Here is a 12520-nt window from a genome sequence, read left to right as displayed (position 1 = left end):
AGTATGTTAATTCATCAAAAACTCATTTTTATTCATTTTAGTTGCTGTGTACAATACGGATTTATCAGACCATGGAATTGTTAAGGCATATTCTGGGGATGCCGTCATTAATTCGGATTGGGTAAGTGCTGGAACCGTGGTATACAAAGTCCTTAACGGTACGTGTTTTGTGGATTTTGATATCACTGTAAAGCAGATTACAGCAATAAACACGCTGATTGTAAGCGGACTGCCTGAATCAACAATCGTCAGGCACGGGCGCATTACAGGCTGGGAAAACGGCGACATTTCTATGCCGTTTTACTTAAATAAAAAGGATATCATTGCAAATCCCTGTGGTGCAGGGAGGTATGCAGGATGTCTTTCCTTTTCAATTATATAGTTCGCCAACCGGTCCAACCGATTCCAGCAAGAGTATAACTTCGGACAAACAAGTTAGTATCTGACACTGCAAAAGCAACCTGAATAGCCCAGGCAAGCTCAAGAGACATACCGATAACAAAGCCATTACCAAATCCACTGACTCCCTGCTTATATGGTGTATTGAGTGTATTATTATCCCAAATTGCCATTACTACCGTCTCGCTTTTACCCTCAGTAAGGAAATTGCAGTCAGCAACTCTGCTCGCAAACCTGTTACTTAAATCCGTATTATGCCCGGAAATGCAAAAATATAGCACGCATAACAATTCTATATAATTATAACTGTGCTCAACATCCCCCATAAGCGTACTTTAAGTAAGCCTCCCATCTGGCAGGCCAAAAAAATCCTGTCAGATTTTAAGAGTTAGGATGCAGCATACATGTCGTACTCATATCTAATCTTTCCGGCACCATTTTTTGCATATATCCTGGTGGTTTCTACACTCGAATGCCCCATCAAATCACATAATGTTGGAAGCGGCATACCTTTGTTCAATGCACGCGTGGCAAATGTGTGCCTCAGCAAATGCGGAAATACCCGCTTACCCAGCCCTGCCTTTTTTGCAATCTTCCGGATAATGTTCTCCAGGGCATTCTTCTTTAATCCTTGATAAGGTGCCCTTTTTGATAGTATCACAGCCCCGCTCCTACGGTCCCCCAAATATCGTTCCAAATATTCCATCGCACGGTCATTAAAGAACACCATGCGCTCCTTCTTTCCCTTTCCTAATACTTTCCCACATCCCGCCTGAAGGTCCATATCTTCTACCCGCATACTGACCACTTCGCTGACACGACAACCACTTGCCAGGAACAGCTCCAGAACTGCATTGTCACGGATATTGGTTCCACAGGCAATACGCAGTTTCTCTACTTCACGGCTGGTCAATGCCTCCCGTATTTCTGCTACATACTTGATTGGGTCCACGGTGGACATAGGATTTTTTGAGATGTAGCCTCGTTCATGTAGAAAAGTAAAGAAGGAGCTTGCAATGCGCCGTTTGTGGTCTTTGGTGCTGGAGCTAATCTTTCTAGCCTGCTCATAATAATTAAGGCATTCCACCACATCCTCTCCCGCGATTTCCTGTACTGGCTTACCTACATAAATCAGTAAGTCCGTCAAAAAACGCTGGTATTGATTGACTGTACTAACCGAATAATTTTCAAACCTGATTTTCCCGATGAAAATATCCAATTCTGGAAAGCTGATTATGTTGGTACTCAACCCGGTTTCCCTTTTGGATATTTCGTAGTTTCGCAACACTGACGATAGTGCCCCGTCAATCACCTGCAGCGCAGGCCGGTCCAGTTCATTGGACAACCTGGCCATAAGCTCATCTTTTAACCTTACTTCATCCATTTGTTCTACCTCCATACAATAAATTTGGTATCTTTATTGTATGATAGGAGGCTTGGCAGCACCAGACTGCTTTACTGTGCGCAATACGGATTTAATTAACCCATTGCTTATAAAAACATTTACATATTCACAATCCATAACTCTTGCGCCTAATGGTGGACAGGAGATACGTATACCGATTACTGTACCAGATGGATATATGTTTCTATGTGTTACCAATGTAAAAAGCAATGGGAACGTTGCATACGCATGTTACATAGCGTCATCTTCAAACATCCTGACTTGTTTCGTGGGCAATGACCGAAATGAGCAGAAAATAATCCCGCAGGGTATTTCGGCAGATGCGCTGTTCATGAAAAAATGGTGGTGAATAATCATTTAAGCTATTGCAACTTTCCAGTCCATGAATCTTTCCAGGTACCATCAGTATCTAAAAATCGCAATGTAATACGTTTCTCGCCACTGTAGTAGAAATGTATTGCGTAGCCTGCTGCCATCGACATATTGTAATAGGAGCGAAAACCGAATGATTGGTCTGCATCATCGAAAAAAGGCTGTATTATAGCTACTTTTTCAAAGTTAAAACATGAAGCAAGTAATTTTAAATCCGTATTGAGCCCACTAATACTTTTTTGCAGCCCGTCTGTTATCTTCGTGATTTTGGGTCCCACATCCGCTGCCAGGACCTGCTGTGTGTTGACGCTGTCCAGCACATGGCACAACATGCTTTTTTCTATCATCTTGTTTGCCAGCCGCTCCAGGAATGCATCATTGTTAATCAGCTTCCCGAACAGGGCATTGTATACATCCGCGTGGACCGGGTCTGAGGTTTCCAGCTTTCTCAACTCCCGGATGAGCGCCGCCTGTTCTTCATTTATCTCAAAATTCGCCATCTTCCCTGCCTCCTAAAAGATATCGTCAAACGCAAAGGTCATCTCCTCGTCATCATCCTTGTTCTTGTCCGAACAGGTGCGTATCATCACCAGGTCACCCTCCGCATCACACAATGCCATCTCATTGATGGACGTGTTGGCCAGTTCCTCCCTGGATAAGGTACAGATATACCGGAAGTTGGTGTCCGTCACCTGCTCGATGCTGCTCAGGTCCTTCCGTAACAGCTCGTTTTTCAAGGTGTTATCATCCTCTGATGGCGTCCCGTCCGCGCCGTTCCCAAATGCCATCTGTGTGACTGCCGGCAATGCCTTGATGCCCGCCCTGGCCTTCAGTATCTTATTCTTACTCAACTTGGTTATCGTTGTACTTGCCATCAGATTTCCTCCTCTATGACTTGTGCATCCATATGTTTGGCTCCATCATTGTACGTGCTCCCATCATGGATTCTCCAGTGATGCCAGGTTGTACATGTCAGCCTTCCCTCCTCATCCTCCTCCATCCGGCTGCGTATGTGCAGGTAGGGCAGGTGGTTTCCAATCACATTGTCATGATGGATGCTTCCATCGTTGTCGTGCTCCCCGTTCAGGATGTTATTGTTATACCAGCGCATCTCCGCCCGTATCAGGATGTCATGGGGGCGGATGCATTCTTCCAGTCCTGCGTCCTGAATCCGGTACAGGAAACGGTAACGGTCCAGCCCGCTTACCTTCTTTACCCGCCGTACCTCCCGGCGGATGATATCATGGCCGAGGTCAAAGGAATCATCTATATCCCGGGACAGGATGACATAAAATTCCGCCCAGTGCTCCCGGCTGCCCTCCAGTTCATACGCCGGCACCATCTCCACATCGGTAAAGCCCAGGGACCGCACCGCCTGGAGCGTGCCCACCTCCGTCCCGCCAAGCCGGCAGGTGTCTGCATACATCATCAGCCGTACCCGGAAGTTTTCCCAGGTTTCGCCCTCATAGCGCGTCAGTTTCCGGTCCAGGCCATGCTCCGGAAGCATCCGTGGGCTGGCTGTCCTTACCATGCCTTCCTCCCGTGCCCGCCGGAGCATGGTCTTGTTTTCATCGAACAGCCGCCCGGTCACTTTGAAATAGATATACCACTGGTTCCTGGCCTTCCTTGCCTGTTTGAAGGGCGTGGACAGCAGATAATACATATATTCCCCGAATGTCTCCAGCATGGCGTCCCTCCTATGTGTTCCTTACCTTGACCGTGATACTCCCCAGCATGACCACATTCCCGGCCGGCAGCTCCACATCCACTGCGGGGGCCGTGAATACGGTCTTACGGTAGTCCGGTATGCTCTGGCGGAGCACATACCGGATATCATCCTGTAAGAATAAGTTGAAGTCCGTCCGGTTGGACAGGGACATGGCCCCCGCTATCAGGGACCGGGCCGTTTCCTCCACATCCGTCACCCCTGCCCCCTGTTTGAGGTACAGGGTGATGTCCACATCCTGATAGGTGATGGTTCCGGACTTTGCCAGGTAGTCCTCGTAATTATCCTTCAGCTGGTCCGCCGCCGCCTGGGCCTTGCGCACCAGCTCCTCGCTGGCTTCCCCCGCCGTCCCCACCACAATCACATCCACCGTTCCCTGCCCCCTTGGATGCTGGTCATCAATGTAGGCGCACATCACACCCGGGATGGCCTCCACGGCTGCCTTCAGCTTGGCCGATGTGGTATTGGTGGACAGTTCCTCCCAGCTGGACAGGGTCCGGCTGCGTAAGCCGGCTTCGCTCTCTTCATCTGCCCCCTCGGAATATATCCATCCCTGCCGGTTCGTGACCTGCGACACGCCCTCCAGGTATATCATGCTTACCCTTATCTGGTCCTCACTCACATTGTAGCGCGCTCCGGCCGCTTCCGCCTCCACCAGCACGCTGCCCTCCGCCTGGCCGGCCTGTATCACCGTATCCTCTAACGTGTAGTAGACCAGCTCATCCCCGTTGATGTCCGGGGCCGTCTTGAACATATGTCCCTTCGTCACGGTCAGGGCCTGCCCGTAATCGGACCTGACAAGGGTCACATATCCCTGGGTCCGGGTCGCCGCCTTCCGGAACTTGGAAAAGTCCGCCGCCTTCAGTTCCAGCCACCTGCCTTCCGCATGCCGCAGGAACTGGTTGTTCAGGATGGTCCGCGCCAGACGGAGCAGCTCGATGTGTATCTGCACGCAGATACGTGTCAGCCAGTAAAAGACGCCTCCGCTGCCCCACTTGGTGATGGTAAACCCTTCCGCCGCCAGCTCCTCCTTCAGCTCCTGCATCTTTGTATCGGCATCAGGGACCGGTATGATTTCATCCAGAATGCTTTCATCAATCAACGAGTTTCACCTCCGCCCCGTCCAGTTCCAGGTCCATCTGATAGGACACATCCTCATTTGCAATCTTAAATCCCACATGGATGTTCACTATGTCATCCCCCATCCGGGACACGCCAACCCCAATGCTGTGCGGGTTGATTTCATCCCGCTTCCTTAACTTTTCCGTGACCCGGTTCTTTATCTGCAGCTCCTCCAGTTCGCCTATCTCCCGGTGGCAGAAATCCAACAGCGACCATCCGTAATCGGAATCAAAAAAACATTCCCCCTCCATGGTCAGGGCCTCCAGGCGGATGTCCTGCAGGAAACAGTCCAGGCCGCCCGCCAGTGCTTCCTCTCCCGATGCCAGGGGGACCGGCTGCCCGGTATCGTCTAACATCAGGTCCGTTTCCGTCAGTATCATAAGCATCTCCCCAGGATGTACGGCCGGCACTGCCCATATAAAAGCCCGACTGCCACTACATCCCCTTTCTTCAGGACCTGCTCCGTCCTTATATAAGGAATCGCGGGAAAGGCTTCATCCGTCTCCCCGTTTTCCTTCAGCAGCCGCAGCGTCACATACGATGCCCCATCCTTCACGGTCCCTTCCATCACCTTTGCCTGGTACAGGGCCGGATGGCGTATATGCGGATAGTCTGTCCCTATGGTCTCATTCACCGTCAGTTTGACAAATTCGTCAAGAAAACCGGCCATTTTGAATCCCCTTCCTTCCAGCTAAAATGATACATACATCCTCACGCTTCCCGTTTCATCCGCCTTCACCCGGACCGAGGTCACAAGGGCCTCCCCGTCAAACTTCCGGTGTCTTATCCGGATACGCTCTCCCTGGTGAATCCACGGGACCCCGATGGTCTTGATTTCGTTACCGCCGTTCCATTGGTTGAAGGAAAGGATGTTCTTCCCTTCCTCCAGTACATAGATAAGCGTCTGCTCTTCCCCGGTCCCCCAGAAAAACCGGCCGGACCGGAAATAAAAGGATGCCTCCAGACCCCAGACCCGGCCCACCTCCTGGATAAGCTCCGCCACATTCATGCGCGGGACCGGGACCACATCCTTTTTGGGGTACATGGTATCGGACAGGCGGTAATCCGCAATCCCGGCCCTTCCAAGGCCGAACCGGATGATATCCTGCGGACAGCAGTCCAGGAAGGTCTCCTTTACGTAGGTCCGTTTCAGGAACAGTGTATCGTCCAGTATCCGGTAAGGCCCCAATGCCTGGCCGTCCGCCATGTATCCGGTTAAGAGCGTGTCATAATCCCCGTCATAGCCCAGTTCCACCTGGGCCGGGGCCATGGATGCAAGGTCCAGGAGCCCGGCATAACCGGGGTCATATTCCAAGGTGGCCCAGCTGCACTGCTCCCTCCGGCTGGAATGGCATTCCACACGGATTCCCTGCGTGAATACCTGGTCCCCAACGGTTATCCGGAACCGTGGCGTAATCAGTTTCCGTTCTGCCATGCTACCTCCTATGTATCCCGGGCCGGGCTCTCCGATGTCTTATCCTTAATCCTGGGGGCCTGGCCTCTCTGTGTGTTCAGGTATTCCTGGTAGCCGGTACTGATTCCCTGGGCCTGTGACGTCCCTGCCTTGCTGCCGGAGGATGCGTTTTTCCCGCTTCCCGCCGCCTTGGTCTGCACGGTGACCGGCAGGCACTCCCAGAATTCCAGCGCTGCCTCCCCATAACTGTTTTCCGTCTTCTTGGACAGGTCGATTCCTTTAAAATACACCAGGTTCAGACCGCAGGCTGCGGCCTGGCTGTTCACCACCGGCAGCGGTATGGCAGCCGTCTGCCCCGGCGGCTTGAACAGCAGCTGGATGGTCTGCACCATGCCCTCAACGCTTTCCCCGGCACTGGGTTCCAGCAGCAGGTCCACATTCATCTTCAGCGGTTCGTACCCATTGGGCTGGTAGCCCAGGGTCACGTTATTGTCATCCGTCACCGCGTCAATCACGGCGGCCCCGGTTATCTCCAGCTTCTTTACGAGGCCCGGGACGGCCACCCCCGCCACCAGCATGGATGTATCCTTTATGTACAGCATTCTTCCTTCCTCCCAGCCGCTTTCTATGCAGGCGTGACCGATACGTTCCCGTTGGTCTTTTCCTTGATGTCGTCAATCAGCTTGAATAAGAGCGGCAGGTCCTTCAGCCGTTCCAGGGACACATGCAGCTCCAGGCGTTGGATGACGGTCCCGCCTCCCTGCTGCCTCTGGCTCCATATGTTTCCCTGGCCGGACGGTTTCCTTTCTTCCTTCCCTCCGGTCAACAGCCTGGCAAAAGCCGCGCCTCCTTCCTGGTTTTCATCACTCAGTGCCTGGAATGCGTCCCTCGCCGTATCCGCCGGCAGGGAGGCCGTCTGGCTCATGCCGGTATGGATGGTCTCAAACACACGCCGGCCGGACAGGGTAAGCTGGGACAGGGGTCCCTCCTTCGCATCGGAAAAGGGCAGCATCTGCCGGATTCTGGACAGGGCCCCCTTCACCGCCTCCACCGGCTTGTTCACGGCGGAACGGATTCCTTCGGTAAAGGTCTCCATTATCTTGGTGCCGGACTGTTTGAACAGACCTACTGCCCCGTCCACCACACCACGGACCTTTGCCAGGCCCTGGCTCCACAGCTCCTTGATGCCGTTCATCTTTCCTCCCGTCAATGTATTCAGGAAATCAAAACCTGCCGTATAGTAGCCCTTGACGCCCTCTACCGCAGCAGCCGCAATCCCACGTATGCCCCCGCCATTCTGTTCATAGGCATTTTTCATGTTGTCCAGCTTCTGTCTGACAGTCCCGACCGCAGCCCCCATCACGTTGCCCATCACGTTCCGGACCGCCTCCATCCGGCTGCTGACAGCCCCGCGGACCCGGTTGAACACATTTGATACCGTGGAGACAATCGCGCCGCCAATGTTGAAGAAGAAGTCCTTCATGGCCTGCAGGCCCGCCCGTACTTTCTCCACACAGGCATTCCAGACGTTCTGGATGAAGGCGGATACCTTATCCCAGTTCTTCCAGAGCAGGATAAGCCCGGCCGTCAGGGCCGCAATCCCGATGACAATCCAGGTCACCGGATTGGCTAACAGGGCTGTTGTGAAGCCCCACACACTGGATATCAGGCCCGGAAGGGCCGCAGCTGCCGAAGCAATCCCCTGCCGGACCATGTTGAGCAGGCCGGCCCCCATGGCCTTGATTCCATCCGCGGCGTACATCCCGTAAATCCGCAGGGTCTCAAAGCCGCTTTTTAAGCCGCCCACCATGCCGATGGTCCGTGTTATCGCCGTCCCGAAGATGCCGATGATGGAGGTCACGCTCCCCGTCACGGTCAGGAACATCCCGAGGAACAGGACCGCGTTCAGGATGCCGGATGCAAGCCCCTGGTTCTCCGCAATCCATTCGGACGCCTTCCCCACGGCCTGCCCTGCCTTCCCAATCCAGTCATTCACGGTCGGCAGCAGGTTCACCCCCAGCTCCTCCGTCACGTTGTGTAACCGCTGTTTTAACACCGTATACTTCTGGGATTCCGTTGCGTTGATGGCCGTTGCCATCTCCTGGGCGGCGCTGCTTCCTCCTCCCAGTGCATCATACATATCCAGGATGCCCGTCTGCAGTTCGCCTGTCTTCCCGTACAGGAGGTCGATGACGGCCACCGCCTCGTCCGAGCCGAAGGCCTCTTTTATCTTTTTCTTCTCCACCGCATCAATGGTATCCCCATACTTGCTTTTCAGGATTCCCAGGATTTCCGGCAGGCTCCTGAGCTGCTTGTCAGCGTCCAGGAAGTTGAGCCCCAGCTTCTCACCCGCCCCGGTGGCGGCATTTAATAACGCCTTATATTTGGTGGCTGCCTCGCTGCCCGACATGGTGGCCTGCAGCATGCCCAGCACGGACAGCTGCTCCTCCAACGGCACATTGGCCGATGTGGCGGTCCCTCCCAGGGCGCTGATGGCCGAGGCCATCTCCGAGCCGCTGGTCTTATACGCCTTGACAGCGGTCGCAATACCGCCCGCAAACATCTCCCCGAATTCCAGGTCTGACAGTTCTGAGTAATACCCTTTATAAATGCCATACCCGGTCGCAAACAGGGAGGTCATCTCCCCGGTCGTGGACTTGGTGGCCTTGGCCGTCAGGCCGGCCAGCTCCGTGAACTGCGCCACCCCTTCGTCCGTCAGGGACGCGATGCCCGATTTGATGTCATAGGCGGCTGTGATGAAATCAGCCTTTGTGGTCCCGGCCCAGGTGTCTGAAAACTGTCTGGCCGCATCCTCCACCGCTTTCAGGTCTGTGATTCCCAGCGACTTAAGCTCTGCCAGGGCATCCTGGGTCTCGAAGGTGGAACCGGCAATCTTCATCATCCCGTTTGTGATTCCCACGCCCGCCGCCGTCATCCCACCTCCGGCCAGGGCCGCCATCCCAAAACCGGACTGCAGGCCCGACAGGCGGGAACCCAGGTTCTGGGACGCCCTCCCCATGGGGGCGGTCAGCTGGTCCACCATGTTCAGTACCACGCTCAGCTTATAAACAGATTCCATCCCCATGGTTCGTTCCTCCTTGTGTCACGGGCTCGCTTATGTTATGATGATGGTATAAAGATGTGTTTGGAAAGGAGGCGCTTGTATGTTCCATGGGCTCTGGCTCATAATGGCACTCATACTGGCCGTCAGCCTGTCACTGTACCTTGTGGTCATGGCCGTCCTTGTCACCGCATATCTCCTGTTCTGTGGTCCCTATCTGTGGTGGGCCTGTGCCCATCTCCCCAAGGACAGGCGGCCCTTCTCCATGGGACGGGATTTCCACAACGCATGGCGTTTTTACCGCTCCAGGCTGACAGGCAAGCCCCCGGTCTTTCTATGACTGGGGCTTTTTTATTCCTGGAACAGGTTTCCCAGTGCCCGGGTGAATCCCTGTTCCAGGTCATCCTGCCGCCAGCGGCGTGCGCACCTGGCCAGGCCCGCCAGACGGATGAAGTCATCCGCGTCCATCCCGTCCAGTTCTCCCGGTATCATGCCGGAAGGCAGGTACATATGGATGAGCAGCCGGCTGGTCCCCACGAAGTCCGCCTCCAGTTCCCCCTGCGCATCCTCTATAACTTTTTTACTGCGGTCGCCTTTGACAGGCCAAGCATGGCCAGCAGCTTCTCCCCAACCGACAATGCCATGGCCGGGTACTCCTTAAAGTCCGCCTCCAGCGTCTCCCGCTGGTCCGGATGGATGTTATCCAGGCAGAATGCCGTCAGGGCCTTGCTGTTTGAGGTCTGGACCGTCTTTAAGTACCGGTCGTAGGATGGGGTTTTGGGTTTACGGAAGAAATAGGTCTTGTCCTCCTCCGTCTCGTCATCCACCTGGAGGGTGACGGTCACCTCGTAATACTTCTCATCCGTCCCCTTTAGCTGCTCTCTCAGTTCCTTTGCTTCCATTTCTTTCTCCTCTTTCTTATAATTAGAAATTCACGCCGTTTAACTTCCCGCCACGGCAGGCAAAACCGTCCAGGGATACCGTGTTCTCCTTATCCCCCTGCTTTGCGGAAAAGCTGTGCTTGTTAAGGATGACCTTGTTTAAGACATCCGTCACCGTATCCTGGTCCTCATTGGCATAGGATACGGTTATCTTGTCAAGCAGCAGGCGGGACAGGGTCTTTCCCTTCCGTTTGCACCAGGCTAACAGCACGTTGTAATCCTCACGCCCCATGACCACCTTCACCGTATTCTTCTTGTTTCCGGTCCCATAGCCGCATGGTGCGCCTCCCCTGCGGTAAATGAGCTCCGCTTCCTGCTCAAAGTCATAGGATATCTCCGTGATGGCGATTTCCTCCAGCCCCGGGACATTGATGGTGATGTCCTCCCAGCTGTATACCTTTCCGTTGACCATTTCCCAGTCCCTCCTAATTCCTGTATGGGTTCTCCATGGCCAGGCTGAACCGGAATTCCCGGACATACCCCCTCGGCACAAAGGATATCACCAGGTCCAGGCGCTCATCCTGCAGGATGTTCACATGCTCCAGGTCCTCAATGGACACGGAACCGCTTGACAGTTCCCCGGCCTCCGCCATGTCTTCCAGGGGGATGTTCAGGGTCTCCAGGATGTTGTTGATATCCGTCTCCATGTCATCGGAGGCGCTGATATCCATCTGCACCATGTTGACAGCCCGCTTGTAGATTTCCCGTATCATCTTGTTCAGTACGCGCACATGCTCCGCATACCGGTAATCGCTGCCCTCGCGGCACAGCACACGCGCGTTGTTTACATAGCATCCGTCAATGCCGTAGTACTTACGCCAGGTCAGGTAGCCGGCGTCATCCAGCTCGCTGATATGGTCCTCAATGCCCTCCGGCATGAGCCGGGTCATCTTGGCCTCCGAGATGGAAAAGGTATCCACGCGGCCTATGGACTGGGCCACGCCGGCTATCCCGTACAGCCCCGCCACAATCCCGGCGTTGTTGATGCACTGCTCCCGGCCGTCCCAGCGTGTGTACTGGGACCAGGCGCTGCACACCTGGACGTAATAGCTGTCTATCCCCTTGGCCTCCGCCTTCAGCGCGGCGGTATATTCATCCAGGCTTTCCTCCGCCCCTTTATTACGTGCCTCACACAGGAAGAACACAGGGCGTCTGTACAGGGACAGGAACAGTTCCGCACTGGCAGCCAGGGAGGCCCAGAGTGCTTTCGCGGATGTCCCGGCCACATGGATGAACTCAAAGTCCAGGTCACTGTTATACAGGCTTTCCACCGCCTTTAGGACCGCGCTGTTGCTCACGGCCGGGGCCGTGGTTGAAAACCGGTAGGTATCCCCTGCCTTGAATTCTTCCGCAAATGTAAGGGTGATTCCGGTACCGGCAAGCTCCTTCTTCCCGCTGAGCGGGATGGTCTCCTCCGCTTCGTAGCTGTATCCGCCATTGACGGAGCAGCAGAAGGCTGCCGTATTGGGCGGTCCGTCCTCCGTTATCTTCAGGATGATATCATATGCGTTGTTCGGTGTCCCGCTTACGCTTACGGTCCCTCCCCCCGTCCCGCTGTGGGCAACCTCCCCGTTGGTACCTGCGGTCTCCGGACGGACCGGCACGCAGTAAATCCGGGATGCCCCGTTCTCAACGCTGTCAATGCAGGCGTCCGCCAGGGGGCTGAGCCCCAGCTTTTCCTTCATCTGCTCCGGTTTCATGCTCCCTGTAATCAGGATGGGGACCGTTGTCTCAACCGGGGAAGCCCCAATCTTTACGTGGACCCCGGTCCCGGTGCTTCCGGAATTGCCCAGGCTCCCGTCCTCCACAACAAATGTCACGTCCCTCAAGCTCATCTTGTTCCTCCCGTTCCTGCCATGGGTCCCTCCTTAAATGCAGTGACGGCTTCCAGGTATTCCTGCTCCGTCACCTGTTTCCCGGGCCTCCAGCCCTTCAGGCACAGGGTGCCGGCGTAGACGGCCGGACCCGTGCCGTGCACGTTGTACCAGTGTTCTATGGTCTCATGGACAGGCACAGCCGGTTCTGCTGCGGTCTCCGCGCCCGTCCCCTTTTCTTCCTTTGCCATTGCCTTTTTCCTTTC

The 12520-nt window shown here is 54.6% G+C and carries 18 protein-coding genes; 2 read left to right on the top strand and 16 right to left on the bottom strand.

The features are described from left to right. The first annotated feature begins 46 nt into the window (after positions 1–46). Entirely contained in the window at positions 47–382 is a 336-nt protein-coding gene (locus tag DWX59_RS20175; RefSeq protein ID WP_008718569.1) for a hypothetical protein, read from the top strand. On the opposite strand, the gene DWX59_RS20170 is transcribed toward DWX59_RS20175, so the two are convergent. The 11 genes from DWX59_RS20170 to DWX59_RS20115 form a co-directional block, all read right to left on the bottom strand. Further along, a complete protein-coding gene (locus DWX59_RS20170; RefSeq protein WP_008718570.1) occupies positions 375–725 on the bottom strand; it encodes a hypothetical protein in 351 nt (116 codons plus the stop codon). The two genes, DWX59_RS20175 and DWX59_RS20170, sit on opposite strands and share 8 nt — an antisense overlap. 62 nt (positions 726–787) lie before the next feature. Continuing rightward, the gene (locus DWX59_RS20165) at positions 788–1783 is read right to left on the bottom strand and encodes a tyrosine-type recombinase/integrase (RefSeq protein WP_002593041.1); all 996 of its coding nucleotides are present in this window, start codon (positions 1781–1783) and stop codon (positions 788–790) included. 383 nt (positions 1784–2166) lie between these two features. Beyond that, the gene (locus DWX59_RS29425; protein WP_235845120.1) at positions 2167–2676 is read right to left on the bottom strand and encodes a hypothetical protein; all 510 of its coding nucleotides are present in this window, start codon (positions 2674–2676) and stop codon (positions 2167–2169) included. A gap of 12 nt (positions 2677–2688) precedes the next feature. After that, the gene (locus tag DWX59_RS20150) at positions 2689–3051 is read right to left on the bottom strand and encodes a phage tail-collar fiber domain-containing protein (protein ID WP_002593039.1); all 363 of its coding nucleotides are present in this window, start codon (positions 3049–3051) and stop codon (positions 2689–2691) included. After that, entirely contained in the window at positions 3051–3863 is an 813-nt protein-coding gene (locus tag DWX59_RS20145; protein ID WP_002593038.1) for a hypothetical protein, read from the bottom strand. Before DWX59_RS20145 ends, DWX59_RS20150 begins: the two co-directional genes overlap by 1 nt. A 10-nt stretch (positions 3864–3873) precedes the next feature. Next, the gene (locus tag DWX59_RS20140; RefSeq protein WP_002593037.1) at positions 3874–5004 is read right to left on the bottom strand and encodes a baseplate J/gp47 family protein; all 1131 of its coding nucleotides are present in this window, start codon (positions 5002–5004) and stop codon (positions 3874–3876) included. Then, on the bottom strand, positions 4997–5404 hold the full coding sequence (locus DWX59_RS20135; protein WP_002593036.1) for a hypothetical protein: 408 nt from the start codon (positions 5402–5404) through the stop codon (positions 4997–4999). Before DWX59_RS20135 ends, DWX59_RS20140 begins: the two co-directional genes overlap by 8 nt. Next, positions 5401–5694, bottom strand: a complete 294-nt coding sequence (locus tag DWX59_RS20130) for a hypothetical protein (RefSeq protein WP_007868010.1) — start codon at positions 5692–5694, stop codon at positions 5401–5403. Before DWX59_RS20130 ends, DWX59_RS20135 begins: the two co-directional genes overlap by 4 nt. A 21-nt stretch (positions 5695–5715) precedes the next feature. Next, positions 5716–6459 carry a hypothetical protein gene (locus DWX59_RS20125; RefSeq protein WP_002593035.1) on the bottom strand — a complete coding sequence of 248 codons (744 nt, stop codon included), beginning with the start codon at positions 6457–6459 and terminating at the stop codon, positions 5716–5718. Between the two features lie 8 nt (positions 6460–6467). After that, entirely contained in the window at positions 6468–7040 is a 573-nt protein-coding gene (locus DWX59_RS20120; protein ID WP_002593034.1) for a hypothetical protein, read from the bottom strand. A 23-nt stretch (positions 7041–7063) separates the two neighbouring features. After that, on the bottom strand, positions 7064–9523 hold the full coding sequence (locus DWX59_RS20115; RefSeq protein ID WP_007868014.1) for a phage tail tape measure protein: 2460 nt from the start codon (positions 9521–9523) through the stop codon (positions 7064–7066). A 79-nt stretch (positions 9524–9602) separates the two neighbouring features. On the opposite strand from DWX59_RS20115, the gene DWX59_RS20110 reads away from it, so the two are divergent. Then, entirely contained in the window at positions 9603–9839 is a 237-nt protein-coding gene (locus DWX59_RS20110; RefSeq protein ID WP_002572712.1) for a hypothetical protein, read from the top strand. A gap of 11 nt (positions 9840–9850) precedes the next feature. Here the strand turns inward: DWX59_RS20110 and DWX59_RS20105 are convergent, their stop codons facing one another. From DWX59_RS20105 to DWX59_RS20085, 5 genes are read right to left on the bottom strand one after another with little or no spacing between them, the layout of a single operon-like run. After that, positions 9851–10036 carry a hypothetical protein gene (locus DWX59_RS20105; protein ID WP_002593032.1) on the bottom strand — a complete coding sequence of 62 codons (186 nt, stop codon included), beginning with the start codon at positions 10034–10036 and terminating at the stop codon, positions 9851–9853. Between the two features lie 32 nt (positions 10037–10068). Then, positions 10069–10401: a DUF6848 family protein gene (locus tag DWX59_RS20100; protein WP_002593031.1), complete on the bottom strand. Its 333-nt coding sequence runs from the start codon at positions 10399–10401 to the stop codon at positions 10069–10071. A 22-nt stretch (positions 10402–10423) separates the two neighbouring features. Continuing rightward, on the bottom strand, positions 10424–10852 hold the full coding sequence (locus DWX59_RS20095; RefSeq protein ID WP_002584815.1) for a hypothetical protein: 429 nt from the start codon (positions 10850–10852) through the stop codon (positions 10424–10426). 13 nt (positions 10853–10865) lie between these two features. Next, positions 10866–12275, bottom strand: a complete 1410-nt coding sequence (locus tag DWX59_RS20090; RefSeq protein ID WP_002593030.1) for a DUF2586 domain-containing protein — start codon at positions 12273–12275, stop codon at positions 10866–10868. Further along, positions 12272–12505, bottom strand: coding sequence for a hypothetical protein (locus DWX59_RS20085; RefSeq protein ID WP_002594543.1), 234 nt, complete (start codon positions 12503–12505; stop codon positions 12272–12274). Before DWX59_RS20085 ends, DWX59_RS20090 begins: the two co-directional genes overlap by 4 nt. Between the last annotated feature and the right edge of the window lie 15 nt (positions 12506–12520).

This window comes from Enterocloster aldenensis (assembly GCF_003434055.1).
GTDB lineage: Bacteria > Bacillota > Clostridia > Lachnospirales > Lachnospiraceae > Enterocloster > Enterocloster aldenensis.
The sequence above is the reverse complement of the archived record's forward strand: the minus strand, read 5'-3'. Positions and strand labels throughout refer to the sequence as shown.